Genomic DNA, 26,261 nt, shown 5'->3' on the forward strand with positions numbered 1-26,261 from the left:
ACTCCACGCCGATGATAGTGCGGATTGCCCGTGTGAAAGTAGGTAATCGTCAGGCTCCCCAGCATGTCCAGAAACCCCACCCCAACAAGGTGGGGTTTTTGCGTTTCTGGCATCTCGTTTCCCCCTGCCAGGCAGCAGGAAACTCAGGCGTCACGGACCCTCCCGACTGACTCACCCCGATCGGCATCAGCAACAACCGCGAAGGTGGCCGGTCACCCCCAGCGCTGACCGGCGCCCCTGGCCTCCGCAACAACCCCCTCACGAAATGACGGCCAACGGGTTCAGCGCGTCCCCAGTCGCAGCGCATCCGCGTATCCCGTGAGTTCCAGATAGCCCTGACCGACGTCCGTGCCATCGCGATCCACCCGCACCGCACCTTCCCAGTACACCGCGCCGGTCGATTGCCGCGAATCCAGTTCCTGATCGTCCATCAGCGGCGTGAGATGCCACGTCTGCGAACCCGCCCTGAGCGTCATCGAGACAGGGTACGTGGTGTTCGTCCGCGGTGAGCGCCAGGTGCGAACCGGTGTGAAGTCGACTTCATCCGGCGTGAAAGCCGTTACCCGGCCCTGGCGATTGCGTAGCGCTGCGTGCGCCCACATCGCCCGCCCATCCCGGGTGCGGATCCTGAACGCCATCAGCGAGGAACCGTCAGTGAGATTCGCGCCTAGCCAATCCCAGCCCACTGCATTGGCGTCGAGCAAGGTACTCGACCACTCGTGATCAAGCCACGCTATCCCAGTCACCGCAGTCTCGCCGTGCGATGAAGTTCCCGTGGCGCCTGGGCGTACCACGTTGCCAGTCACGCGTAATTGCGGTTCGCTGTAGTAATAACTTGCCTGTTCCGGCCGTGGGCCTTTTTGCGAATATCCGCGATCGCCTTGAATCAGCGGCGCTTGTGTCGGCGTTAGCGCCAGATGCAACGAGAAGCCATTGGCGTCGGCCGTGACGTCGTAATGGCCGTCCGACGCTCGAATGATTTTCCAGGAATCGAGTTTGACGTCGGTGGTGGCGTCTTTGGCATAAGCGATCCCGAAACCTTGACGGGCAATGCGCTGGTCGTGGGCAAGATGCCCTAACGCGGGATCGCTTAATGCCGCGTGCGCAATGATCAATTGCGACGGTGCGAATGCGCCCGGATCGGCAGTATCGTGACCCGTGGCAGTTCGGAAAAATGTGATCTGGAAGCCGAGCGGCTGATGGTCCGGCGTCGTGAGCCAACCCGTCGCGTACCACCACTCAGTGCGGAAATTGGTGTGAGCACCGGTGTCTTGTAGGAATGAGATCGGTCGATCGGGTGTGACAACAGCAAATTCGGGCGGCTTTGCGAACGCGGACGACGTGCTCAGGATAACGATCCAAAGCAGGCGGTGCAGTTTCCATCGAACCGTTGCCTGGGGGCATGCAGTTGGTGACTCTCGTGTTGATGCCGACGGAGATAGCCGCGAGAAGAACGATGACATCGTCGACTGAATGCTCGACCGCAACCACCGCAGCGACCTCAACCACCGCAGCGACCGCAACCACCGCAGCGACCCCAACCACCGCAGCGACCCCAACCACCGCAGCGACCCCAACCACCGCAGCGACCCCAACCACCGCAGCGACCTCACCCACCACAGCGACCCCACCCGCCACAGCGACCCCACCCGCCACAACAACCTCACCCGCCACAACAACCTCACCCACCCCCGCATCAACCTCAAAACCCCGTCGCCACTTCTCACAATCGTCTCAAACATCGCGTCCTCAGGTCAGCTTATCCCAGCGATCCCAAACAAACCCCCACCGACCTCACCAATCCTCCTTCACTGCCCGCACCGCATCCACCGACACCGCACCGCGTCCCGCCACCACCGCCGTCGAGCAGGACGAAGCCAGCATCACCACCGCAACCGTGCCCAGCACCCTCCATGGCACGTGCAGCGACATGCTCCAGTGAAACGACTGCGGATTAACGACAAACACCAGAATCAGGCTCACCGCGAATCCCAGCACGAAACCCATCGCGATTCCACAGGCTGTCAGCATGCCTCCTTCGAGCGCGAGAATCGACAGAACCTGCGCGCGCGTCACGCCGACATGCCTCAGCATGCCAAACTCACGTGCTCGAGCAAGCGTCTGCGCCGAAAAAGTCGCGGCCACGCCAAACAATCCGATCACGATGGCGACCGCCTCGAGCAGATAGGTCACCGCAAAACTCCTGTCGAATATCACCAGCGTTCGCGCGCGGATCTCGCCCGGTTGCGACATATCCAGCGATGCGCCAAACGGCAATGCCCGCAACCCCGCAATCACCTGTTCGACCCGTGCGCCCGGTTGAACGGTAACGGCCACATCGGTCGCGTTTGCATCGCCGGTGAGACGCCGGTAATCGGCGAGCCGTATCTGAATCGCGCCGCTCTGCCGCACATAGTCCCGCCAGACGCCAGCGACGACGAACCCATGCGATCCCTTTCCTAGCGGCAATTTCACACGCTGACCGAGTCGATATCCATACAGATCGACCATCGCTTCGGATACCCAAACAGGTATTTCGTCCCGCTGAAATTGGGAGGACGGCAACACGGTGCCCGTCATCTGCAGGTTCGCGCCAGGATCGTCGGCATTGATTTCATGCGCCAGCACGGCGATGTCCGGCCGCGCCGGATCGAGCGTGAGATGCGACGTGCGTGCAAACGCGGCGCTCCTGATGCCGGGCACGCCCGCGAGGAGCGCCTGCTCGTCGGGTCGCAAACCGCCGGTATCGCCGTTCGGCGCGACCCGTACGTAGAGATCGGCGGACAGCAGATGCGTCAGCCAGTCTTCAACGGAGACGCGGAAGCTGGCCACCATGATCGCCATCGCGACGATCAGCGCAAAGCTCGACAACACGCCGCCCATCGCAATCGACGCATGGCCAGGTGCATTCGCGAGCCGCGCCAGCGCAAGCGTGCCGGTGGCGCTCACGCGGCGTCGTGCGCCGAACGCATGGCTTGCCGCGCCGAATACCCATGCGGTCACGCGCGGCATCAGCGCAATTCCACCGACCAGCAGCAACGCGACCGCAAGATAACCGCCAATGGGCGCATCGAACCAGGGCGGCACTTGCGTGAGCAGGGCGGCGGCCAGCAGGCAGATCAACGCGGGCCATGGCGTGGCGAGCCTCGCGAGCGCGCCTTCTTCGGCGCCGGCTTTGAGCGCCGCGGCCGGCTTCGCGCGCGCCGCTTCCAGCGCAGGCGCCAGACTGCCCACTACCGATACCGCGATGCCCAGCACCAGAAACACCGCGCTCGCCAGCGGTTCGAACCCCACCTGCGGCTGAACGCCAGGAAAGTATCCGCCGCCCAGATCGCTGCCGAAAAAGTGCAGCGCGCCGCTGGCCATCGCATAACCCAGCACGAGTCCGGACAGCGAACCCAACAGACCCAGCAGCGCGCCTTCTATCAGAATCTGACGCAGCAGCCGTGCGCGCGTCAATCCAAGGACGCGCAGCATGGCAAATTGCGCGCGGCGTCGCACGACGCTGAGTGCCTGGGTCGAAAAGACAAGAAATGCACCGGTGAACAACGCTACAAGCGCAAGCACGTTCATGTTGATCCGGTACGCGCGCGACAGGCGGTCGGTACGGCTTTCCGCGTCATGCGTTTCCGACACCACCCACTGATTGCCGAGCCGGTTCTGCAGATCACGCTTGAACCGCCCCCGGTCGACGCCGCGCTTGAGCAGCACATCGACGCGTGACAGCTTGCCGAGCCTACCGAACTTCCATTGGGCGGCCGCAATGTCCATCACGGCGAGCCGCTGACCTGGACGCGTCCTCACGAGGCCACCGGCGACGCGAAAATGGACAATCGACGTGCCGCTTTGCAGCGCGAGGTCGTCGCCGGTTTTTACGTTCAGCCATTGCTGCGCGGCGCTCGACAGAAACACCGTGTCGGACGCGAGCGTGTCGAACGGCCGCTCAGAGGATGGCACGCCGGTCAGATCGGGCGTGATGAGGCTCGCTTTGAAGACGTCGACGCCAAGCACGGGCAGCGCGGAGCCGCGACCCGGCACGGTGGCGTCGAACGCCAGCACGGGGCTCGTCAGCGCCACGGCCGCGTCGCTCGACAGAAGCGGATAAATCGACTCATCGGCTAAAGGCTGTGCGCCGCGCACCTGGAGATCGGCGTCGCCGGAAAGACTGCGGGCCGCGGCAGAGAACTCGTTAAACGCGGCACTGTTGATCAATTGCACTGCGTAGCCGAGCGCGACGCCGAGCGCGATCGTTGCGATGGCGACCAGTGCGCGTCCGCGATGGCTGCGCCACTCGGCGCCCAGCAGCCAGCGCGAGAGAACCCGATGTCCTCGCACGCGCGGCAACGGGCGGGCGTCAGCGGACATTATCGGCGGACGGGGTGGAGGAGCGCTGACTGGAGCGGGCTGGCCCGACGGAAGAGACGTGCAGCCCGCCGTCGCTCAGAATCAGCACGCGGTCCGCCACCGCCGCGGCGGCCTCCGAGTGCGTGACCATGATCGTGGCCGCGCCGGTCGCCTTGCTTTGCGCGCGGAACAGGCTGAGCACGTCGTGCGCGGTATCGGGATCGAGATTGCCGGTGGGTTCGTCGGCGAGAATCAGTTTCGGGCGATGCACAAGCGCGCGCGCAATCGCGACGCGCTGCATTTCGCCGCCCGACAGTTGCCGTGGGAAATCGTCGCCGCGACCGCTCAAACCGACCGCTGCGAGCATATCGAGAGCGCCATCCACCGGTAAATCGTTGAGCAGCAGCGGCAGTGCCACATTCTGCGCGAGTGTCAGATGGGGCAGCACATGAAACGCCTGAAACACGAACCCCAGTTTCTGCCGACGCAACCGCGTAGCGGCATTGTCGTCCAGCTGTGCAACGGGGTTTCCATCGATGATCACATCGCCGCTATCGGCGTTGTCGAGCCCGGCGATCAGGTTGAGCAGCGTCGATTTGCCGACCCCGGAATCGCCCATGATCGCGACGAACTCTCCGGGCCGCAGCGTGAAATCGAGGCGCGCGAGCACGTTACGGCCATGGCCGTATTGCTTGCTGAGTCCGCGGCATTCGAGTGCGGGAACGACAACTCCGTCACGAAGCGTCATGTGATGTCCGAAAAAGGTAGCCGTCGGCAGAGGTCCGGCGTGGCGAAGCCAGTGTGCCTTGCTGGACGAAATTTCGCTCGCAAGGGGCCCGGGCGCACGCATTTTCGTAATGAATTAGAAAGAAAACTAAGGATGATTGGCGCAGATGAGGCGGTCTTGGTCACCGAGGCGAAACTACGCCTTTAAGCCAGATGAAAGTAATCAATTTAGAGTGCCAGGCCAAAAATATTTTTTGCCTGGAAACGCTCGAAATTTTGTGGAGAGGGCGGAAATCGACGTTCACCGGGTGTCGTCCCTCAGCATGAACTATTCCCGTTCAAAAAGCGCCTCCGGCAATTTTTGCAAGAGACGCTAAGTAGCGGTCAAATTGTTTTCTTCTGTTTATAAAATTCGCCGCGCATAGTGGGCTGAAACGGATTTGTGCAGGCGCACATTTTTTGAACTTCTGCAATGGCACGTGTGGCAACAATGTATTGAGGGCGCCGTCCCTGCGCTGTTGCGCTGCAAAAGTATCCGTATCTTGGTAATCTCCCACCCTTGGTTATTCGGCTGCGGGTAAACGTGTACGGGCCATCACTGCTTACACGTCAATTTCAGTGAAATCCAACTTACATATCCATTTCAATGCTTTCGGGCCCGAAGGCATTGAGGTGGCGTTTTGTACTCAAGTTTTCCATAGCGCACATGCATCTTCTTAGCCTACTCATCTGGATCCCCATTGTCGCCGGACTCGTGGTTTTGCGTGCCGGATCTGACGCGGCACGTGGTCGCACCCGCTGGATCGCGCTGATCGGCGCGGTGGCGGGGTTCCTGCCGGTGATCCCGCTGGTCGCGAATTTCCGCAACGACGTCACGTCGATGCAGTTCGTCGAGAACATGCGCTGGTCGCCCACGTTCGACATTGCGTGGCATCTGGGGGTAGACGGCATTTCGCTGTGGCTTGTCGCGCTGACGGCACTGACCACGATCATCATCGTGGTCGCTTCGTGGGAATCGATCACCCAGCGCACCGCGCAGTACTACGGCGCGTTCCTGATGTTGTCGGGCTTCATGCAGGGCGTGTTCACGTCGCTCGACGGCATGATGTTCTTCATCGCGTTCGAAGCGACGCTGATTCCGCTGTACCTGCTGATCGGCACGTGGGGCAACAAGAACCGCTCGTACGCCGCCGTGAAGTTCTTCTTCGTGTCGTTCCTCGGCTCGCTGATGATGCTGATGTCGATGCTGTACCTGTACAGCCAGACGCACAGCTTCGACCTCGCCACGTGGCGTGAGACGCACCTCGGTACGATTCCGCAAATCCTGATCTTCCTCGGCTTCCTCGCTGCCTTTGGCGTGAAGGTGCCGATGTGGCCGCTGCACACGTGGCTGCCGGACGTCCACCTCGACGGTCCGACCGGCGCGGCCGTGATGATCGGTATGCTGAAGCTCGGCGGTTATGGTCTGCTGCGTTTCGCGCTGCCGATCGCTCCGCAGGCCAGCCACTTCTTCGCGCCGATGATGATCACGCTGTCTCTGATCGCCGTGATCTACTCGAGCCTGCTCGCGCTCGTGCAAACCGACATGCGTCGTCTGCTCGCGTATTCGACGATTTCGCACATGGGCCTCGTCACGCTGGGCCTGTTCGTGTTCAACCGCATCGGCCAGGCCGGCGCGATCGTGCAGATGCTGTCGTACGGCGTCGTGTCGGGCGCAATGCTGCTGTGCACGGGCATGCTCTACGACCGCACCAAGTCCGCCGCGATCAACGAATACGGCGGCGTCGCCAACACCATGCCGCGTTTCGCCGCCTTCGTGATGCTGTTCTCGATGGCCAACATCGGCCTGCCGGGCACGTCGGGTTTCGTCGGCGAGTTCATGGTGCTGATGGGCGCGATCCGCTTCAACTTCTGGATCGGCGCAATGGCCGCCTCCACGCTGATTCTGAGCGCCGCCTACACGCTGTGGATGTACAAGCGCGTGATCTTCGGCGCGATCGCGAATGCGCGCGTCGCCAAACTCAAGGACGTCGGCCGCCGCGAATTCGCGCTGCTCGGCGTGATGGCGCTGCTGGTGCTCGCCATTGGTCTCAACCCGAAACCGTTCACCGATGCAATCGACCCGTCGGTCGGCACGCTGCTGGCCCAGTCGGAGCGTTCGGCTCATCCGGAAGATGCACCGGCGGACGGTGGCGAGCATCTGCAGGCAGCGGCACCGGCACCGGTCGTCGCTACTGCGGTTCGCACGCCGGGTTGATAGAACGAGGCGCGTCGCAATTGCAACATCCGTGTGCGCGGATGCAACGTTGCCGGCGCGCTTTGTCGCATCGACAGAGTCTCTTTCAAATACATGCCGCGCGATGCCACCTTTCAGGTCGTGTCGCGTTTTTAGCGTGTATTCAAGGGGGTTTTGCGATGCGCCAAGTTTTCGATGCTTCTGAATGAGGCATTGCAAACCTACCGCTTGCACTCGGGGTGTGCGGCAACGTGTCGCAATGCGCTGCGGCGCAATAGATCGTTGCAAATTCGAGGGTTTATTACCACTCGTCGCGCCCCTATTATGCGAGCGCTTACTAATGGAGAGCGGTCGAATGACGTTCGTAACAGTCGTAAAAAAGAGGCAATCGATATGAAAGGAAAGACTCTGCGTGGGTCGGTAAGTTTCCTTTCTGCCGGCCTTGCGTTGTTGCTTTCGGGTTGCAGCAACCTCGATATTTTGAATCCGAAGGGCAGTGTGGGTCTGGCGGAACGTGATCTGATTGCCACGTCCACCTGGGCCATGCTGATTGTGGTCGTTCCGGTAATCGCGCTCACGCTGCTGTTCGCATGGCGTTATCGCGCGTCGAACAAAAACGCTGAATACCGTCCGGGTTGGGTTCACTCGACCGGTATCGAAATCGCCATCTGGACGATTCCGACGCTGATCATTCTGTTCCTCGCTGTACTCACGTGGAAAACCACGCACGAGCTGGATCCGTACAAGCCGCTCGAGTCGCAGGTCAAGCCGATCAACGTCGAAGTCGTCGCGCTCGACTGGAAGTGGCTGTTCATTTACCCGGACCTCGGTATCGCGTCGGTGAACCAGTTGGCGATTCCGGTCGGCACGCCGGTGAACTTCACGATCACGTCGGATTCGGTGATGAACTCGTTCTTCATCCCGCAACTCGGCGGCCAGATCTACGCGATGGCAGGCATGCAGACGCGTCTGCACCTGATCGCTGACGAAGCGGGCGATTACGCAGGCACGTCGGCCAACTTCAGCGGCAAGGGCTTCTCGGACATGAAGTTCCGCACGCTCGCGAAGTCGCCGGAAGAGTTCAACGCATGGGTCGCGCAAGTGCGCGCATCGTCGGATAACCTCAGCATGGACCGCTACCACAACGTGGCGGAGCCGAGCGAGAAGGATCCGGTGCGCTACTTTTCCGCGGTCGATCCGAAGCTCTTCCACAACATCATTGCCCGCTACAACAACGGTAACGTCATGGACAACATGAAGGACGCCAACTGCGCGCCCAAGGTTAAGGGGTAACGCATGTTCGGAAAACTCTCACTAGACTCGATTCCGTACCACGAGCCGATCATCATGGTGACGGCCGCGGGCATCGCCTTTGGCGGTGCGCTGGTACTGGGTCTGATCACCTATTTCGGCAAGTGGCGCTACCTGTGGACCGAATGGCTCACGTCGGTCGACCACAAGAAGCTCGGCGTGATGTACATCGTCGTTGCGCTCATCATGCTGTTCCGCGGCTTCGCGGACGCCATCATGATGCGTACCCAGCTTGCTCTGTCGTATAACTCGCCTGGCGTCCTGCCACCGCACCATTACGACCAGATCTTTACCGCGCACGGCGTCATCATGATTTTCTTCATGGCGATGGCGTTCATGGTCGGCCTGATGAACATCATCGTGCCGTTGCAGATCGGTGCTCGCGACGTTGCGTTCCCATTCCTGAACTCGCTGAGCTTCTGGATGACCGCGATCAGCGCAATCCTGATCAACATCTCGCTGGTGATCGGTGAATTCGCGCAAACGGGCTGGCTCGCTTATCCGCCGCTGTCCGAATTGCAGTTCAGTCCAGGTGTCGGTGTCGACTACTACCTGTGGAGCTTGCAGCTCTCCGGTATCGGTACGTTGTTGACCGGCGTGAACTTCTTCGTGACGATCGTGAAGATGCGCGCTCCGGGCATGACGTTCATGAAGTTGCCGGTGTTCACGTGGACCGCGCTGTGCACGAACGTGCTGATCATGGCTGCGTTCCCGATCCTGACCGTCACGCTCGCGCTGCTCGGTCTCGACCGTTACCTCGGCATGCACTTCTTCACGAACGATGCTGGCGGCAACGCCATGCTGTACCTGAACCTGATCTGGGCATGGGGTCACCCTGAGGTGTACATCCTGATCCTGCCGGCGTTCGGTATTTTCTCGGAAGTCGTCGCAACCTACGCCAAGAAGCCGCTGTTCGGCTACAAGACGATGGTGTGGGCAACCTGCGCGATCATGGTGCTGTCGTTCCTCGTGTGGCTGCATCACTTCTTCACGATGGGTTCGGGCGCTGACGTGAACTCGTTCTTCGGTATTGCAACGATGGTGATTGCGATCCCGACCGGCGTGAAGGTGTTCAACTGGCTGTTCACGATTTACAAGGGCCGTCTGAAGTTCACGACGCCGGTTCTGTGGACGCTGGGCTTCATGGTCACGTTCACGATCGGCGGTATGACCGGCGTGATGATGGCGATTCCGGGCGCGGACTTCGTGCTGCACAACAGCCTGTTCCTGATCGCTCACTTCCACAACGTGATTATTGGTGGCGTGCTGTTCGGCTACCTGGCCGGTTTCAACTACTGGTTCCCGAAGGCATTCGGCTTCAAGCTGAGCGAGAAGTGGGGCAAGGCATCGTTCTGGTTCTGGCAGATCGGCTTCTGGGTTGCGTTCACGCCGCTGTACGTGCTGGGCTTCATGGGCATGACGCGTCGTCTGAATCACTATGACAACCCTGCATGGCACCCGTGGCTGCAACTCGCATGGGTCGGTGCGGTGCTGATCGCAATCGGTATCGCCTGCCAGGTGATCCAGATCGTGGTTAGCCTGCGTGACCGCAACAAGCCGGAAAACCGCGATTTCTCGGGCGATCCGTGGGATGGTCACACGCTGGAATGGGCAACGAGCTCGCCGCCGGCGTCGTACAACTTCGCGATCATTCCGGAAGTGCGTGAACTCGACGCCTTCTCTGAAATGAAGTCGCGCAAGAACCAGCCGAAGCCGGTGTTTAGCGACATTCACATGCCGTCGAACACGTCGGCAGGTGTGGTTGCTGCAGTGTTCTCGCTGGTGCTGGGTTTTGCCGCTGTCTGGCACATCTGGTGGCTCGCCATCGTCGGTCTGGTCGGTGCGATCGGAACGGTGATCGTCTACAGCTTCCAGAAGAACGAAGGCTTTTACATTCCGGCCGCTACGGTCGCGGCGATTGAAGAGAAACGCTCCGGCGCTGGTGCGCAGGTCGCGTTGGAGGTGGATTGATGTCAAACACTACGATTACGGCCGACGCGCATCACCACGACGCGCATCACGCCGATCACCCGCCGTCGCATTCGGTATTCGGCTTCTGGCTGTACCTGATGACCGACTGCATCATCTTCGCGTCGCTGTTCGCAGTGTTCGCGGTGATGAGCCACCAGTTCGCTGGTGGTCCGACCGGTAAGGATCTGTTCGAGATTCCGGGCGTCGCGCTCGAAACCACGATGCTGCTGCTCTCCAGTATCACGTACGGTTTTGCGATGCTGGGCGCATACAAGAACCGCAAGGGCGCATTGCTCTTCTGGCTCGGCGTGACGTTCCTGCTGGGTCTGTCGTTCCTCGTGCTGGAACTGCGAGAGTTCTCGCACCTGATCGCCGAAGGCGCAGGTCCGAGCCGTAGCGCGTTCCTGTCGTCGTTCTTCACGCTGGTCGGCACGCACGGTCTGCACGTGACGTTCGGCCTGATCTGGATGGTGGTGCTGGCTATCCAGGTGCTGCGTCACAAAGACCTGACCGAACGCGACATGATCCGTCTGACGTGCCTGAGCCTTTTCTGGCACTTTCTGGACGTCGTGTGGATCGGCGTCTTCACCTTTGTCTATCTTGCGAGCGTGATCTAAATGGACCATAGCCATAACGCACACTCAGGTGGAAGCCACGGCAGCTTCGGCAGCTATATGACAGGCTTCGTGCTGTCGGTCATTCTGACTGTCGCGGCATTTGCTCTCGTTCTGACGGGCACGTTGACCGGCCAGGAAGCGTTGTACGCGATCTCGGGCCTCGCGCTCGTGCAGATCGTCGTGCACCTGGTGTTCTTCCTGCACATGAACACGTCGTCGGAGCAACGCTGGAACGTGACGGCCTTTGTCTTCACCGCACTCACCGCGGTGATCGTGATCGGCGGCACGTTGTGGGTGTTGCATAACGTCAGCATGAATATGATGTCGCGGTAAGCGGGTAGCGCTGTAGCCCGAAAAGAGAAGCCCCGCAAGGATGAAAGTTCTTGCGGGGCTTCTGCCATTTATCGGCTCGGTTTATTTGCACTTATTTTCGTCGAGCATTTCAAGGGGGATGGTTTGTTGTTTGCTGGTTTCCGACTTCGACAATCAGATTCTCAGCTGAAACCTCCACCGCCTTCAATCTCCCGCCTCAGCTCCCCCAAACACGAGATTCGAGCATATCTCCTAGCGTCGAGATCAATCGAACTCCTAGAAATTATATTCTCCATGCACCCTGATTACGTTCTCCGGCGCAGGCTTGACTTTGCAATTTTGGGGAAATACTGGGTTGGCGAACGTCCTCCGGAACGAGGCGATCGCTAACCTCGTTAATCAGGAGAGTTCAGATGACGTTTGATGAAACGCCTCGATGCCAGCGCGGCGAGAATCTCGTGTGTGATGACTGTGAATGCATTTTTGAGATGCTTGCGCATGGGCCACATGAAGGGCGATGCACCGTCAAACACGCGATTGCCCAATCCACAGAAGATAGAGAGATAAAGGGGGCAGTACGTGGCTTCCATTGCCGACGTTGCATGGTGGGATGCGTCGACGAACCCGACAACTGGCTAGCTTCGTATGTCCGTACGAAGCTAAGAGCGATGGCGGGCGATGGCTTTGCGGTATCCCGCCACACCGCTGAACTTACCGCACACGCGTTGCAGGATCATTTCCTTTCGGAGACGGATGCCGTGCTAAAGCGAATCCTCGATCTTGCAGCCCTAAGGTTTTTGCGTGATGGATCGAGCACCATCACGCAAGAGGACGTCAAGCTAGCGTTGCGCCTTGTTACTTATGACGGCCGGCGTCCCATGTGAACCTGGACTGGACGCAGTTGTGCCCGAATCGATTGGCGGCTACGACGTACTGTCGACGAACCTAAAATGTTCCGATCATTAAGGCAAACGGCGGCGCCCACCTCACCGAGCCGGTGCCGCCACACATTCCCGTGTACCGGCTCGGATTGTCTGGACACGGTTTTGCAACTCAGGCGGCCTCTTTCAGGGTGGCTGCCTGACGGGCTTCATGGGGTGACATGAAGCCCAGTTTTTCGAGACGCCAGTGGCGGTTGTAACGATCCTTGAACTCGACGACCGCAGCCCGGACTTCCTCAAGATTCCTGAAGATGCGACCGTGAATGGCCTGTTCCTTCAGCGTCCGGTTGAAACGTTCGGCGACGCCATTCGTTTGTGGCTCGGCAACGAAGGCGAAGCTCGGCGTGACGCCCCAGAACCTGACCTGATTCAGGAAGTCATCGGCCGTGTATTGCGAACCGTGATCCATGCGCAGCGTCAGGCCCCGACCGACCTCGGCACCCGTGCCGCCGAATTCGCCCAGCAGTCCCTGTGCGATCGGCTGCAAGGCGGCGAACCGGTTGCCCGTCTTGACCGCATGGATGCCGACGCAGCAGGCGTGCCAATGATCGACCGCCGAGAACACCCAGACCCAGCCGTCAGCCACGGTCTCGATGCGTACGCCGTCGGTGCCCCACATCTCGTTCGGGCGGCTCGTCGTGATTGTGCTGTCGTGCTGGGCAGACTTGTCCTGCGGGCGCCGATGTGGCGACAGCAAGGTGTTCTCCCGCATCAGACGCAGCACACGGGTGCGGGAGACCCGGATGTCGCGCAGGATACGCAGCCGCGCCCATACCTTGCGATGTTCCTCGCCGGTAAAGGGCGAGGCCGCCAGATCGGCCCGGATGGCCTCCAGAAGGGCGGCGTCCGGCATCTCTGGTTTCGGACCGCGCCGCTGTGCCACGAGTGGCACCACGTTGCCCGACTCGCGCGCACGACCGGCATAGATCGTCGAACGCGGGAATCCGAGCACCCGGCAGACCCGCTGCAGCCCATAAGGCTTGCCGGTACCAGTGGAGGTCGCGCGGCTCATTTCGACGATCTCCGGTTGCCTAAAGGGTGTCGGGCCTGCCTTTCCTTGCGCAGGATCTCGACTTCCATCACCAGCTCGCCAATGCGCCGGGTGGCCTCGCCAAGCGTGGCCTCCAGCGGATCGTTCTCGCGCTCCTTGAGGCCCGCATCCATACCGGCCAGCGCACGCTCGCGCCATTCCTCGAGCCGGTATATCGGCACCGATACCTCGCGCGAAATGGCATCCACCGGCTCGCCGCGCAACAGGCGCAGGACGACTTCCTTCTTCCGGTTGGCCGACCACCGCTTCACTTCGGCGCCCGCGCCGGGGGCGCTTCCAGTCGCGCTACGCGCTCCTTCCACCGCCCCCGGCACAACCTCACCAACATTCGACTTATTCAGCATCTTCAACTCCGTTTCCAGGCATAGCTTTTACCCCAAATTCGTGTCCAGAAAAATCGGAGGCGGTTCAGCCACACATTCCCCCAATGTCGGAGTCGTAATCGCAACCTGCATTCAAATGCGCATCTGCAGGGAGCGGCCCATTCCGCAATCCTTACGACGCCACCCGCCTGCAGCAGTCTTAAGAGACGGAATCAAAAAGACCCCGTTGGGGACTGTTAACCTTTTCGGCAAGCTGATAACCTTGGCCATCTGAACAACTGGAACCAAGGATGGGCGCGCCGATTGTTGATGACGAACTGTGGGCACTAATCGAGCCATTGCTGCCGACGCCAAAGCCACGGCGCAAGAAGTATCCGGGCCGGTTGCCGGTTGCGAACCGAGCTGCACTGAACGGCATCCTGTTCGTGCTCAAGACCGGTATCCGCTGGCGAGACCTGTCGACAAAATTAGAATTTGGCTCGGGTTCAAACTGCTGGAGACGATTGCGCGACTGGCAGAAGGCTGGCGTGTGGAAGCGATTGCACGAGCTACTGCTGGCGAAGTTACGCGAGGCCGGCGAACTGGATTTCTCGCGCGCAGCCGTCGACTCTTCATCTGTGCGAGCCGTTGGGGCGGGCGAAAAACTGGTCCGAACGCCACGGATCGCGCGCGACTAGGCTCCAAGCATCACATCCTCGTAGACGCCAATGGCGTTCCTGTCAGCGCGACCCTGACAGGCGCGAATCGCAAGGACGTCACCCAGCTGCTGCCGCTGGTTGATGCCATTCAACCGATTCGCGGCGTACGTGGCCGGCCGCTTCAGAAGCCCAAGGTCATCTACGCAGACCGTGGCTATGACTCCGAGGAGCATCGCCAGAAACTTCGCGAGCGCGGCAATTGCGTATTCCGGCGATCGTGACCGACATTTCCGGCATCGTGACCGCTGATTCCGTTTTATCGTGACCGCGGTTTCCGGTTGATCGTGATCGGCAATTCCGGCGATCGTGACCGGCGGTCGGCGGGAGGTGTTGCGTGGAACAAATTCTATCCTGAAGGGCTACGCGGCGTCGCCGGCTTTGAGCGTGATGCCTGCTTTTTGAGCGGACTTTCCTAACGACTCTCCTGCCAGTGTGATGCGGTGAATGCGGTGCATCAGCCGATCGAGAATGGCGTCAGCGATGGTAGGGTCCCCGATCCATGCATGCCAGTGCTCGACGGGTAGTTGGGCGGTGATGAGGATGCCGCGACTGCTGCCGCGGTCGTCAATGAGCTCAAGCAAGTCGTTGCGTGTGCTCACGTCCAGCGGAGCGACGGCCCAGTCGTCCAGCACGATCAGATCGGTTTTGGCCATCTGCAGGAGCCATTTGCCGAAGCCGCCGCTGCCATGCAGGATCCGCAGTTCCTCGGCGAGCCTGGGCACGCGCAGGTAAGCGACGGAATGGCCGCGTCGACAGGCATATTGCGCCAATGCTCAAGCGAGCCAGGTTTTGCCGACACCGGTCGGACCGCCTACAAGCACCATGTGGCCGGTAGCGATCCAGGCAGACAGTACGAGGCTGGTGATCTGTCTATGATCGATGCCCCGGGCCGCCCGGGTATCGAGATCTTCGATGGCGGCCTGTGGATACTTGAGGCGGGCACGCTGCAACAGGCGAGCGAGCTTGCGGTCGTTGCGCCAGAGCAGCTCACGGTCGATCAGCAAGGCCAGGCGCTCTTCAAAGGCGAGCGCGCTGGCGGCGGGCTGGGCAAGCTGTTCTTCGAGCGCAGCGGCAAAGCCGTCGAGCTTGAGCGAGCGCAGTTGGGCGAGCGTGGTATGGGTCATCATGAGGTTGAAGGTCCTGGTGATTGGCGCCGGGCGCGAAGGCAGGCTCAAGGGCGGGTGCAGCCCGGCGTAGCACGCCCTTGAGGGCGACCAGAAGGTCAGTCGCGGGTCAGGCTGTGCGCAGCCTGGTGAGCGGCGGTGTCACTGGTAGTAGCTGGGGCCGCGCAGATGCGCGTGGTCGGGACTGGTCCACTCGGTTGTGGCCGCAGCGGCGACCCGGTCGCGGTCGGTTTCGAGCACACTCCTGACATGGCGGTACTGATACGCGCCCAGCTCCAGAGCGACTGCGCAGGCGGCTTCGAGACGATCGTTGCCATAACGCTTTGCCAAACTCAGTAAGCCTAGACAGGAGCGATAGCTGTGTTCGGGATGCCTGTACTGTTCGAGCAGGCGGCGCACGACTGCGCCGGTGGCGCTGCCGATCTGCTGGCCCCAGTGGATCAGTCGTTGCGGCGACCATTCGAGGTGAGCGCGGTGCGCGGCGGGCATGTGCTCGGCCACGGTCGTGAAGCCGCCGGCGCTCGCGCGCAGGTGGGCCGCAACGCGCTGGCCGCGAGGCAGCAGCTCGACGGCATGCGCGGTGATGCGGGCGTCCAGCGTCTGGCCGACCAGCGCGTGCGGCACGCTATAGCGATGCTTGCTGATCTCGACGTGGTGGTCGATGTGAACCTTGACGGTGCGGAACTGCGCGATCTCATACGGGATAGCCGGCAACGGGCGCAGCGCCGGGGCGTCCAATGCAGCGAAGGCGCTGGCGCGGCTGCCCGGCAGCTTCTGGAAGGGGCGCTCATTGAGCGTGGGCGACAGCGCGGCAATCGCGCGATCTACCGCGTACACCGTCTCGAACCGCTGATGGCGCAGTCGCGCCATGATCCAGCGTTCAACGATCTGGACTGCAACCTCGACCTTGGCTTTCTCGCAAGTCAGCAACTGTCTGTCATGAGGAACGTCGTGTAGTCAAAGGCGCGTCCTTCGAGATTACCCACCCATTCCACCCAGCACGTGGAAATCACTTTGTCCTCGTGAGTCGCAAGCAGAATTGGGGTGAAGATCGCGTGATGTATTACGACGCACACAAGCGTCTGTGCTCGGTGCTGGCATCCTGGACCGATGTCCCGGAGCCAGATCTGTTCGCGCAGGCCTCCGATGGACATTCCTGGTTTAGAACAGACGATCTGCTTCGATTGCGTGCGCTCGTCGACGATTTATTGGGAGCGCGCGATGTCAAATAAATTTCGCCATTCACGTAAGGATAAATATGCCGATACGCAGGTGACGTTGGTTTTGACACATCAAGGATAAGTGTTCAGGAAAAATTGATTTGAAAATCGGGGCCGTACCTGCTTAGCAGTGCTGCAAGTTCGGCATCGATGGTTTCGCGGGTCCACGTGAGGGCTCGACGCCATCGGTATTTCAGGTACCGCCAGACGATCTCGATCATGTTGAGCTCGGGGCTATAGGCAGGCAGGTAAAACAGGATGACCTTATGTTCGAGCAGCCAACGTTGGCGCGTCGCGTCGCTGATACCGTGATGGATGCTGGCATTGTCCAGCACGATCACCGTGGGCAGACCGTTCCCGGTGGCGAGCACACTGTCGATGAAGCACTCGACATCCTGGGCTTTAATGGTGCCGGCATGCGCGGCGTGGATCAGCGTGTTCTCGCCGAAGTCCAGTGCGCCGATCACGCTGCGGCGGCAGTGAGGGTTCGGTTCGACCTGGTGAGGCAAGCCTCGTGGTGACCAGCTACGTTGAACCGGCGGCGATCCATGGAAGCCCGCCTCATCGAGATACAGCAACCGCACGGCGTCCTCGCGTGCAGCCTGCTGGCGTTTCTCGAGTGTCGCCTGTTTCATGGCGAACGCTTCCTTGTCGCGCTTTTTTTGAGCGCGTAGCGATTGCGTTTGAAAGAAAAGCCGTTGCGCTTGAGAGCTTCGCCCAGCGTTTCGATCTTGCAGGGCAGCGGCTCGTTGAGCGCGGCTTCGACGCGCTGGGCAATGCCACCAAGGGTCAGCGCTTCGGCGCGGGCGATCTCAAGGGCCACAGCGATCTGGGCTTCAGTCAGCAGCGCATGCCGGCCGCCGTTATGTGCGCCCATCAAGCCGCATATGCCCCGCTCGCGCCATGCGTGCGACCAGTTGTAGACGCTCTGGCCACTCACGCCCAGTTGCGCCGCAATGGCACGCGCCTTGAGGCCACGTCCGAGCATCAACAGGCCCGCCGCGCGTGTGCGCGTATCCCGATGACGGTGATTGATCGACATCTGCTGCAATGTCACCTCCTCGACGGCCTTCAACACTACGACACACTTCATCCATGACCCCGGCACCGACCAAGACGCCAGGTTAGCCAAAGTCAAACCGTTTTACCAGGAACACTTATCCCGTTTTCGTCGGGGAAATAGCCGCATTTTATATAATAGGCCAGATCAAGAAGATACTTGACACATCGAATAGCGCAACGTATTTTATTTGTCGCTACATCAACGAGAGATCATGTAATGACCAAGCCACCGTTAAAGCGCGATCGACTACGCGAACTTGGTGCTCTCAATCCCCATCCCGACCGAATACGGGCGCCATGGTTTCGATCGCGCGATTTCTTCGTTCCCGACGACCTTGTTCAGGTCAAGTACGAGATGTTGCGTCATGTTCGGGTCGATGGCGCTTCCAAGGCCCAGGCGGCCGCCCTGTTCGGAATGTCCAGGCCGACCTTCTATCAAGCGTAGAGCGCCTTTGCGAGCGAGGGGCTGCCAGGACTGCTTCGGAAGCAGCGTGGGCCCAAAGGCGCGCACAAACTCAACTCGATGGTCATGGCGTTCATCGAGGAACGTCTGCAACAAGACAGCAGCATTCGCGCTCGCGCGCTTGCGCAGGAAGTCGAAACCTGGCTGAAGCTTTCGGTCCACCCACGCAGTATCGAACGTGCGTTAGCACGCAAAAAAAACTGTAGAGGATTCGCCTCAATTCCGTCTCCCATCGTCCGCGCTTGCTCGTTACGAAGTGCTACGGGCCGACCTGCTCGGCGCAGGTCCTAGGTCAGAAGGCCACGCGGCTATACGCTTTCATGGCCTGTTGCACGGGCTGGCGATCCAACGCCCGGATGCTTCGCGCATCGAAGCTCCCGCTTCAACCGTGCCTGCTTTCAACTCAGTGCGTGATAACGGCGCGCTTGTTCGCGTGCTTGCCAACCTCGTACTGGGCACCCACGAGGAGCTTGCCCATGTCTACTAACTCCGCTCTGAAGGTCACCGCGGAACATCTGCGGCGTGATGCGTTCCTCTACGTTCGACAGTCGTCGCTTCGCCAGGTGTTCGAGAATACCGAGAGTACGAAGCGGCAATGTGCGCTCGTGCCGTTTCGCTCGGGTGGCCGATCGAATGCGTTCACATCGTCGACAACGATCTCGGCATGTCCGGTTCCAGCGCCCAGGGGCGAGATGGCTTTCAGCATCTGGTCGCTGAGGTCGCCAATGGTCACGCCGGCATCGTGCTGGGATTGGAGGTGTCGCGCCTTGCGCGCAATAACGCAGACTGGCATCGCCTGATCGAACTCGCATCGCTCACGCAAACTTTGATTTGCGACGAAGATGGAGTTTATGATCCTGGCCAATTTAATGACCGCCTTTTATTGGGCTTGAAGGGCGCCATGAGCGAGGCCGAACTTCATGTTCTCAAAGGTCGGCTACAAGGTGGTATCAAGAACAAGGCACGCCGCGGCTAACTGGAAGTGCCGTTACCCATCGGGCTTGTTTACCACCCGAACGGCTCAGTGGTTCCCGATCCTGATCAACAGGTCGGGGGAGCGCTGCAGTTGCTATTCGACACGTTCCGGCAAGCTGCGTCAGCTACCGGCACGGTCAAGCGATTTCGCCAGGAAGGCTGGCTGTTTCCGCGTCGCATCCGCCGGTGGATTGGCAAGGGAGATCTGATTTGGGGACCGCTGGAACACTGTCGCGTTATTCAGATATTGCACAACCCCCGTTATGCCGGTGCCTTCGTATACGGTCGCACACGCGGAGCATATCGTCAGGGACGCAAATCCTTTGGGCTTAAGGTTGACCGAGAGAATTGGCAGGTATTAATCCAGAATGCGCATCCAGGCTTTATTGATTGGGACGAGTTCGAACGCAACCAGGCGACGCTTAAGCAGAATTTAACCGGATTCGGTCGCGATCGACGAGGCAGCATGCCACGCGAGGGCGTTGGGCTCCTGCAGGGGCGCATCGTGTGCGGAGTGTGTGGCGCACGCATGGGTGTACGGTATCAGGTCGTGGGTAATAAACTCGAGCCCTACTATATGTGCACGGAGAATCCAGTGCGCCGTGCGGGCAAACCTTGCCAATCGGTTCGCGGAAGCGCCATCGATGAGGCGATAGGCTCGCTTCTTTTAGAGTGTCGCACCGGCCGCTCTCGACGTCGCGCTAGCTGTCGAAGACGAGATATCAGGGCGCGTCAAACAGGCCGCCGATCAACGTCAGAACCAACTTGCCCGAGCTCGCTATGATGCCGAGCTCGCGCGCCGTCGATATATGAGTGTCGATCCGACCAATCGGCTCGTCGCTGACACGCTCGAAGCGGACTGGAACGACCGTCTGCGTGTGCTGGACGGATTGCAACAGGAGAACGAACGACTGCAGAACGCCGATCATAAGCTGTTAAGCAGCGATGCGCGAACCAAGATCCAGTCGCTCGCCGAAGACTTCCCTCGGGTCTGGAATGATCAACGAGTCGTGCCGCTCGAGCGCAAGCGCATGGTCGCTTTGCTCATCGAAGACGTCACCCTGGTCAAATCCGAACGCGTCGCAATCCATGTACGCTTTCGCGGCGGCCGAACTACCTCATTGGAGATCGATAAGCCCAAGCCCATCGCACTGATTCGAAAGACGCGGCCAGAAGTCGTTGCGAAGATCGACGAACTTCTCGAAACCGGCTCGGACCGACAGGTTGCCGAACAGCTTAATGCACTCGGCTATACAAACTGGAAAGGCGAAACGTTCACGCACAAGAAGGTCTACCTCGTACGCGCTGCGTACAGGCTCAAGAGCCGGTTTGAGCGCCTGCGCGAACGCGGCATGTTGACGGCCAACGAACTCGCGGCACAACTCGGGGTCTGTCCAACCAGCATCCACCTATGGGCCCGGCGCGGGCTGTTGCGTCAGCATCGCTACGGAAATCTGCATCGTTGTCTCTATGAACCCGTCGGCGACGTCGTCCTGGTCAAAGGCCAAGGGGGCCGCTACAGTTCGACTCAACCGACGTTTATCGCTGTTCCACCAACCGCACAAGGTGCAATATGAAGCGTACGCCTTGTCCTGCGGCCGCCGTGCGCGGGCCGGGAGCACCGAGGTGCCGTAATGCCGCGCGAAGTCGAGCACGGTGTCGTTGGCGCGCGGCTCATAACGGTCGGCATTGGCAATCAGAGCCCGCGGATTATCTGGAACGACCAGTTCGGGGGCCCCGCCAATGAAACTCAGTGCGCGCACCATCGAGCCGATCCAGTCAGCCATCGTCTCGCGCGGCGTGGCGCAAGCGAAGGTGTAGCTTGAAGCACCCAGTGCGGCGACGAACACATGCGTGCCATCGGCCACCGCGATCGTCGGGCCAGCGTAGTCGACAAACAGCTTCTCGCCGGCCTTGTGGACCTGGCGCATCGAGCGCTTTAGGCTCTTCGCCCAAGTGTGGTAGTGCTCGCAGAATTGCGTGTGCCGGTAGGTCTTGCCGCCGGGGTGGGCGTCGACATATTCCTGCCACAGCAACGTCAGTGTGACGCCCTTGCGGCGCAGCTCCTGGTGTATGCGCGCATAGTCCGGCGGCACATAGGCGCTGCTGCGCGAGCCCGGCAGCAAACGTGCTGCAATGGCTACTTCGTCGAGTTCACGTAGCTCGTCCCATGTCAGCCCGGCATCCGCGGCGAGCGACACGTACTTGGAGACGACCCCTTTGGAAATCTGCAGCGTTGCCGCGATGCGGGCGTGAGAGAACTGGGACTCGTGCTTGAGTCGTAACACGTCTTTGATCATGCGTATCGTCATTGGGGGGTGGGCATTGCTTCTCCGTGTAAAACGGGGAAGGTTATCCACAACCGGGGTTGAACAATACGCAACATCTCTACGCCCATCATCGCCAGACAGACACCGCGAAACCGGCGACGCATGACTCGTCAATGGGCCGGTCACGATCACCGGAAAGACCGGTCACGATCAGCCGGAAATGCTGGTCACGATGCCGGAATCACCGGTCACGATAATCCGGAATTACTGGTCACGCTCGCCCGGAATACGCACGGCATCAAGCCGGTGATGGCCAAGCGCCGGACAGAACACGGCAGTGGTCTGGGAAAATTCCGCTGGATCGTCGAACCTACTCATGCGTGGCTTCACAACTTCCGTCGCCTTCGCATTCGCTTCGAACGTCGGGCCGACATTCACGAAGCATTTCTGAAACTCGGTTGCTCCCTCGTCTGCTGGAACATTTTCAGACGTACGGAGCAGCCTTTTTGATTCCGTCTCTAAGTCCTTCGAGCCACGAAAAAAGACCGAACTCGACAGTCGGGCCCACCCGAACAAACATACCCACATTCGGAACGAGGCAGGGACCGATGAGCGCTTTCGGGGCGACGCGCATTGGGCAAATCCTGCGCAGGACGGGGCGATCACGTGTATTGAGCAAAACTGGATGCAACTGTTCTGGTGTGGCGAGGGCGCATGGCGGGTGAAAACTTTCAATGCCGTGAAATTGACGTCGACTGTGCATTGGCGAGGGGTAGAAAATGCTTGTCAGATTCGGCGCGACATCAAAAGTCACTCTTTGGAGCCAAAAGAAAGGGAGTTCGTTCAATCACATGGCTTATGGTCATCGCGAAATTGGCGTGCGGTGTCCCGCCACCTTGCGAGAAACCACGCCGCTGGGTTGGACGAAGGCCGAATGGGTGTATGAATTCAGAGCGGGGAGACCCGCCGAGCCCCGGCGGGTACCGTTCACCAAAACGTCGCTTCTTAGCGCAGTCGTGCTTTTAGGTGCCAGGCGCGTCCGCCGAATTCCCAGCTTAAGTGGTCAATGGGGTCGCGTCGTTTCATGAGTGTGACGCGCCTCATGCACCAGCGACACGATTTCCGCATCGAGTTCCGCGGTCATGATTCGGGAGAGCGCGCTGGCAACGCCCGCTCGCTCTGCGGCGTTGCTTGCGTCGCAATATATATTGAGAGCGCATCCCTGGACGAAGTGGCGGCCCTCAAACGGATGCACCACGCCTGGACCACTGTATTCTTCAAAGAATTCATTGATTCGTTCCGTAAGCAGAATGTCGATTGGTAGGTGCGGGAACGGGCCATCGCGGCGAGTGCTTAGGATTAGCGGATCCTCAGCGATGACATTGAGCAGGAACTCGAGCGAAATTGCGTCGCAGTTCCCGTCATAACCTTCGTTAGGGGCAAGGGGCCGCATCAACTTCAAAGCCAAGCTTCCCCACGAGGTAGCCCGATGCCAAACGGCGGCACTCTTTAACTTCGCGTGTCGACGCATGTATGCGGACGACATGCGCAGGGAGTCGGCCCTGGTCGCCCACCGATACATATGGGTTTCATAGTTAATGCGCCGCGCCACGCGCGCTAGTGCGCTGTTCAGAGCGATGGCGTCGGTGAGGAGTGGTGGCAACGGCTCGCAGCGAAGACTGAGAGCGCGAGCGACAGATTCTACAAGGGCCTTTCGTTCAATCTCTGACGTCATTTGATGGAACTTATTCATTGCAATATCCCTATAGTTCAACGGAACGATGTGAGAGCCAGGCTTATTCAACTGCACGGACGCCGGCAGCGCAATGCCAATATGGGAGCGATGGTAGTGCTCTCATGTCTCGAATGGCGTAGGTACGCAGTCTTCGGCGACCAAAAGCCAATTGGCTGCGCGGACCAACAGGCCTTGAGTGGAAGTGGGTCGTCGGTCCGTCTTGATTGAAATCCCTTAATCGAGCGTTGTCGTCTTCGTCCGCTTCCGGTTCGTGGCCGGGGCCAATTCGGCACGCCACTCGTCCTGCGAGATGGTTGGTATTCCGAGTGCATCGGCTACGCGTTTGAACGTATCAACCGCATCCAGAAGATCGCGCTGCGCGATCACCTTGTGGGCTAGCGCGTGCATGACTTTCTCCGGCGCGCCGTTGAGCCGCGCTCCAGTCAGTTCTGTTTCGAAGTCGACTGCGCGGTTCAGGACAGCGGCGATCGGCATCTTGAATTGCTGCGCCTTCGCAAAAGATGTCGATACAGGAAGCGTAGCCTCCGGCGATACCGCGATGCTTGCTTCGCGTACATAGTCAGCGACTACTCGGTAGCCATCCTCGATGGCGGTATTCGCTGGGGCGTCGGTATAGAGGATCCGGATGCAGGATGGCGCCACACCCGCTGCACAAATAGCGCCAAGCGTTTCTACGGTAGCCTGCTGTGACGCTGCGTCCGGAGACGTCGAGACAATGATCGTTTTCAGTTCGGTGAGAACGGTACGCCTCGCCTCGATAAATGCGACCATTGCCTTCCGATATTCAGGTGGCACATCGATAATTCCCCCGCGCCGGGAAGTCATCAAGGTGCAGTAATGATCCTGAAGTGCATTTTCACTGTCCGTCAGATGTGCGCTGCTCACTTGTTCGCTGGTCGCACCGAGTAGGCTCGGATTCAGGAGCAAGCCTCCCGTCCGTGCGTGAAGAATTTGCGCGGCCGAAGTTTGCGCGGCACTGTTCGAGCTTTGAAAGTGAGCCACAATCAGATGAGTCATGGTTGTTCCTTCGATAGATGTAGATGGAGCGATGAAAAGCGTTAAGGACGTTGCTTACATGAGGGCGTTGTCGGCGCGAGCCGCGTCCCGCGCGCACGCTTCGCGCTTCGCCCGGCGTCTGCGACTCCGGGCGAATTGCGAGGATTCGAGCGGCTGGTAGGTTCGCAAGCGAAATGCGTCCCACTGACGGTTCTCGACGGGTCGACGAATACGCGGGATCACGACGGAGCGCAAAATCTTGCCGCTGTAGCCTGCGTGCAGGCAGACAAGAAGAACCGCGCTAAGCGCGACCAGCGCGTCATCGACATGACAGTCCCGGTGGTCGAGATAGCTCGCGTACGCACGAAGCGTATCCTCCGGAATATCGAGGATGGAAGCTGTCGACAGACTGTTCGAGCGCAGGAAGTCTTCAAACTGCAACCATAGTGGCAGCAGCGTTTCGACGGCCTTTTTGCTGCTGTACCGATTAAGCGCGGCGCGAGCGGCTCCGGTGAGTGGTGATTCAAGCACGTTGTCTTGCTCCTTCATAGATGTTCAGGTTGTCTTCGTTATTTAATACGCATTACAGATTAATATGATTTATGCGTGGTTCCTTTCCCTCCATGGTTGACTTGAAAGCGCCGTCCGCTCCTCCGCCCTCGTCGTCTGGGGGCGGCGCCGTTGCCTTGAGATTGATCGTCTGGACGACCTGTTGTCGACGTCTGCAGATTCTTCGTTCGCTGTTTGGGAACGAAGTCGCTCGGCAGCCTAATTTTTTCGGGGAACCGGTGGCGGATCTGCCAGCAGTAGACCTCGAGGATCATCTTCACCCGCGACGGGCCGTGTCCAAGGCGGTCCGATAATTGAGTCAGTACATCGACAGGCGGTATGCCGCGATCCAGTGCGGCGTTCGCGAAGTCGACGGCGTACGTGAATCTCAGGCTGTGACTAGAAAGCTCCCGGCGCATTGGGAGTCGTTCAAAGCGTGACTTAAGGCGGGATTTGGCGCTCTTTAGATCGTCATGGCAGCCGCTTACCAGCTCAAAATCGCGGTCGCGGCAGTACACCACCGCTGCGTCGATGGCCTCGAGCGTTTCGTCGACGTGATTCGCAAGCACTTCCGTGCGACGCGGACGCTTGTTCTTGGCGCCGCGCTCGATAGGCAGGCGAAGATCGCCCTGCAAGATCAGATCTCGCCAGGCTTCCAGTGACTTGCCGCACATGAGTGCTTCGCGCATGCGAAGTCCAAGCCAACGCATCAGTCGAATCACGTGCACGACACTGTTATCGAGCGCTTGTGCCGCGGCGAGCAAGTCGTTGAATTCTTGCTGCGTGCGCGCACGATGCCTGCCATGCCGGTCACGTAGCTCGAGCTGGAGGTCCCGGCTGCGAGTTGAGCGGGACATATCCTGTCCGGCCATCCCCTGTATCACTGAGAGAGACGCCCGATAGTTCGCGAGCGAGCCAGGTTTCATCGCCCCGGCAACGAGGAACCAGACAAAGAACTCGAGCATCCAGTCTTCCGCTTCGTTGACTGTTTCCAGCGTGTGACCAATCCGGGCGGTGAAACGCGAAAACTCGCTCCAATGTTGGCGACGGTGCTTCTGTGAGTCTTTGCTTCCGCCTGCTTCGCGGCTCATCTGTGCGGCATGGTTGACGCCTCTTGATCTTCGTCCCATACGGCTCCTTTCCTGTGGCAGGTTCTTCCGCGTTTATCTGAGCCTCATGCGCGGGCGGGACGCGAATGAGGGCACCCTGTTGCCATCGGCTACGATGGCGACGTGTCCCAGGAGGACACGTAATTGAGCGGGATCAACGAGGGGGCGACGTTGATCTGCTGTGTGATTCGGAAGTGCAAGAAATTG

Annotated in this window: 23 protein-coding genes and 5 pseudogenes; 12 read left to right on the forward strand and 16 right to left on the reverse strand. The window is 59.9% G+C overall.

Features of this window, described 5'->3' with window-relative positions:
• Positions 1-281 precede the first annotated feature (281 nt).
• The 3 genes from LMG28727_RS27135 to LMG28727_RS27145 all read right to left on the reverse strand — a co-directional run bounded on the left by LMG28727_RS27135 (position 282) and on the right by LMG28727_RS27145 (position 5,092).
• A complete protein-coding gene (locus tag LMG28727_RS27135; protein WP_201645423.1) occupies positions 282-1,463 on the reverse strand; it encodes a lipocalin-like domain-containing protein in 1,182 nt (393 codons plus the stop codon).
• Between the two features lie 331 nt (positions 1,464-1,794).
• A complete protein-coding gene (locus LMG28727_RS27140; protein WP_201645424.1) occupies positions 1,795-4,365 on the reverse strand; it encodes an FtsX-like permease family protein in 2,571 nt (856 codons plus the stop codon).
• Positions 4,355-5,092: an ABC transporter ATP-binding protein gene (locus LMG28727_RS27145; RefSeq protein WP_201645425.1), complete on the reverse strand. Its 738-nt coding sequence runs from the start codon at positions 5,090-5,092 to the stop codon at positions 4,355-4,357. Before LMG28727_RS27145 ends, LMG28727_RS27140 begins: the two co-directional genes overlap by 11 nt.
• A gap of 684 nt (positions 5,093-5,776) precedes the next feature.
• Here LMG28727_RS27145 and LMG28727_RS27150 point away from each other — a divergent pair.
• The 6 genes from LMG28727_RS27150 to LMG28727_RS27175 all read left to right on the forward strand — a co-directional run bounded on the left by LMG28727_RS27150 (position 5,777) and on the right by LMG28727_RS27175 (position 12,401).
• Complete coding sequence (locus LMG28727_RS27150; RefSeq protein ID WP_201645426.1) at positions 5,777-7,327, forward strand: complex I subunit 4 family protein; 1,551 nt, start codon at positions 5,777-5,779, stop codon at positions 7,325-7,327.
• 372 nt (positions 7,328-7,699) lie between these two features.
• Entirely contained in the window at positions 7,700-8,599 is a 900-nt protein-coding gene (gene cyoA / locus LMG28727_RS27155; protein WP_201645427.1) for a ubiquinol oxidase subunit II, read from the forward strand.
• A gap of 3 nt (positions 8,600-8,602) precedes the next feature.
• Positions 8,603-10,588 carry a cytochrome o ubiquinol oxidase subunit I gene (gene cyoB / locus LMG28727_RS27160; RefSeq protein WP_201645428.1) on the forward strand — a complete coding sequence of 662 codons (1,986 nt, stop codon included), beginning with the start codon at positions 8,603-8,605 and terminating at the stop codon, positions 10,586-10,588.
• Positions 10,588-11,205: a cytochrome o ubiquinol oxidase subunit III gene (cyoC, locus tag LMG28727_RS27165; RefSeq protein ID WP_201645429.1), complete on the forward strand. Its 618-nt coding sequence runs from the start codon at positions 10,588-10,590 to the stop codon at positions 11,203-11,205. The genes cyoB and cyoC overlap by 1 nt, the downstream gene beginning before the upstream one ends.
• Positions 11,206-11,538 (forward strand): cytochrome o ubiquinol oxidase subunit IV, encoded by a 333-nt coding sequence (gene cyoD / locus LMG28727_RS27170; protein ID WP_201645430.1) that lies wholly within the window; start codon positions 11,206-11,208, stop codon positions 11,536-11,538.
• Positions 11,539-11,930: 392 nt separating this feature from the next.
• Positions 11,931-12,401 carry a hypothetical protein gene (locus tag LMG28727_RS27175; RefSeq protein WP_201645431.1) on the forward strand — a complete coding sequence of 157 codons (471 nt, stop codon included), beginning with the start codon at positions 11,931-11,933 and terminating at the stop codon, positions 12,399-12,401.
• Positions 12,402-12,570: 169 nt separating this feature from the next.
• On the opposite strand, the gene LMG28727_RS27180 is transcribed toward LMG28727_RS27175, so the two are convergent.
• Positions 12,571-13,470, reverse strand: a complete 900-nt coding sequence (locus tag LMG28727_RS27180) for an integrase core domain-containing protein (RefSeq protein ID WP_201645432.1) — start codon at positions 13,468-13,470, stop codon at positions 12,571-12,573.
• Entirely contained in the window at positions 13,467-13,853 is a 387-nt protein-coding gene (locus LMG28727_RS27185) for a hypothetical protein (RefSeq protein WP_201645433.1), read from the reverse strand. Before LMG28727_RS27185 ends, LMG28727_RS27180 begins: the two co-directional genes overlap by 4 nt.
• Before the next feature lie 269 nt (positions 13,854-14,122).
• Here LMG28727_RS27185 and LMG28727_RS27190 point away from each other — a divergent pair.
• Positions 14,123-14,727, forward strand: a pseudogene (locus LMG28727_RS27190) (IS5 family transposase); the annotation flags it as partial.
• Between the two features lie 162 nt (positions 14,728-14,889).
• On the opposite strand, the pseudogene istB reads toward LMG28727_RS27190, so the two are convergent.
• Positions 14,890-15,657: pseudogene (gene istB / locus LMG28727_RS27195) on the reverse strand (IS21-like element helper ATPase IstB).
• 138 nt (positions 15,658-15,795) lie between these two features.
• A pseudogene (locus LMG28727_RS27200) lies at positions 15,796-16,572 on the reverse strand (Mu transposase domain-containing protein); the annotation flags it as partial.
• A 59-nt stretch (positions 16,573-16,631) separates the two neighbouring features.
• Between LMG28727_RS27200 and LMG28727_RS27205 the strand changes: the two are divergent.
• Positions 16,632-16,886: a DUF5372 family protein gene (locus LMG28727_RS27205; RefSeq protein ID WP_201645592.1), complete on the forward strand. Its 255-nt coding sequence runs from the start codon at positions 16,632-16,634 to the stop codon at positions 16,884-16,886.
• A 74-nt stretch (positions 16,887-16,960) separates the two neighbouring features.
• Here LMG28727_RS27205 and LMG28727_RS27210 read toward each other — a convergent pair whose 3' ends face one another.
• The 3 genes from LMG28727_RS27210 to LMG28727_RS34685 form a co-directional block, all read right to left on the reverse strand.
• Positions 16,961-17,509: an IS630 family transposase gene (locus LMG28727_RS27210; RefSeq protein WP_201645434.1), complete on the reverse strand. Its 549-nt coding sequence runs from the start codon at positions 17,507-17,509 to the stop codon at positions 16,961-16,963.
• Positions 17,506-17,967, reverse strand: a complete 462-nt coding sequence (locus tag LMG28727_RS27215) for a helix-turn-helix domain-containing protein (protein ID WP_201645435.1) — start codon at positions 17,965-17,967, stop codon at positions 17,506-17,508. Before LMG28727_RS27215 ends, LMG28727_RS27210 begins: the two co-directional genes overlap by 4 nt.
• 216 nt (positions 17,968-18,183) lie before the next feature.
• Positions 18,184-18,561 (reverse strand): hypothetical protein, encoded by a 378-nt coding sequence (locus tag LMG28727_RS34685; protein WP_328811371.1) that lies wholly within the window; start codon positions 18,559-18,561, stop codon positions 18,184-18,186.
• Between the two features lie 502 nt (positions 18,562-19,063).
• Between LMG28727_RS34685 and LMG28727_RS34345 the strand changes: the two genes are divergently transcribed.
• Together LMG28727_RS34345 and LMG28727_RS34350 are read left to right on the forward strand one after the other, a co-directional pair.
• Positions 19,064-19,375 carry a recombinase family protein gene (locus LMG28727_RS34345; protein WP_236592396.1) on the forward strand — a complete coding sequence of 104 codons (312 nt, stop codon included), beginning with the start codon at positions 19,064-19,066 and terminating at the stop codon, positions 19,373-19,375.
• 48 nt (positions 19,376-19,423) lie between these two features.
• A complete protein-coding gene (locus tag LMG28727_RS34350; RefSeq protein ID WP_236592398.1) occupies positions 19,424-20,158 on the forward strand; it encodes a recombinase family protein in 735 nt (244 codons plus the stop codon).
• On the opposite strand, the gene LMG28727_RS34355 is transcribed toward LMG28727_RS34350, so the two are convergent.
• Positions 20,097-20,303 (reverse strand): hypothetical protein, encoded by a 207-nt coding sequence (locus LMG28727_RS34355; RefSeq protein WP_236592441.1) that lies wholly within the window; start codon positions 20,301-20,303, stop codon positions 20,097-20,099. The genes LMG28727_RS34350 and LMG28727_RS34355 overlap by 62 nt on opposite strands.
• Between LMG28727_RS34355 and LMG28727_RS34360 the strand changes: the two genes are divergently transcribed.
• The gene (locus LMG28727_RS34360; protein ID WP_236592400.1) at positions 20,253-20,951 is read left to right on the forward strand and encodes a helix-turn-helix domain-containing protein; all 699 of its coding nucleotides are present in this window, start codon (positions 20,253-20,255) and stop codon (positions 20,949-20,951) included. The two genes, LMG28727_RS34355 and LMG28727_RS34360, sit on opposite strands and share 51 nt — an antisense overlap.
• Here LMG28727_RS34360 and istA read toward each other — a convergent pair.
• Positions 20,952-21,686, reverse strand: a pseudogene (istA, locus tag LMG28727_RS34365) (IS21 family transposase); the annotation flags it as partial. It abuts the gene before it with no gap.
• A gap of 252 nt (positions 21,687-21,938) precedes the next feature.
• Here istA and LMG28727_RS27230 point away from each other — a divergent pair.
• Positions 21,939-22,154, forward strand: a pseudogene (locus LMG28727_RS27230) (transposase); the annotation flags it as partial.
• A gap of 553 nt (positions 22,155-22,707) precedes the next feature.
• Here LMG28727_RS27230 and LMG28727_RS27235 read toward each other — a convergent pair.
• From LMG28727_RS27235 to LMG28727_RS27250, 4 genes are all read right to left on the reverse strand, one after another.
• A complete protein-coding gene (locus LMG28727_RS27235; RefSeq protein ID WP_201645436.1) occupies positions 22,708-23,397 on the reverse strand; it encodes a hypothetical protein in 690 nt (229 codons plus the stop codon).
• A 216-nt stretch (positions 23,398-23,613) separates the two neighbouring features.
• On the reverse strand, positions 23,614-24,327 hold the full coding sequence (locus LMG28727_RS27240) for a hypothetical protein (protein ID WP_236592402.1): 714 nt from the start codon (positions 24,325-24,327) through the stop codon (positions 23,614-23,616).
• A 144-nt stretch (positions 24,328-24,471) separates the two neighbouring features.
• Positions 24,472-24,945 carry a hypothetical protein gene (locus tag LMG28727_RS27245; RefSeq protein ID WP_236592404.1) on the reverse strand — a complete coding sequence of 158 codons (474 nt, stop codon included), beginning with the start codon at positions 24,943-24,945 and terminating at the stop codon, positions 24,472-24,474.
• Between the two features lie 41 nt (positions 24,946-24,986).
• Positions 24,987-26,075 carry an integrase domain-containing protein gene (locus LMG28727_RS27250; RefSeq protein ID WP_201645438.1) on the reverse strand — a complete coding sequence of 363 codons (1,089 nt, stop codon included), beginning with the start codon at positions 26,073-26,075 and terminating at the stop codon, positions 24,987-24,989.
• Positions 26,076-26,261: the final 186 nt, after the last annotated feature.

Source organism: Paraburkholderia metrosideri (assembly GCF_904848625.1).
In the GTDB taxonomy this organism is placed as follows: domain Bacteria; phylum Pseudomonadota; class Gammaproteobacteria; order Burkholderiales; family Burkholderiaceae; genus Paraburkholderia; species Paraburkholderia metrosideri.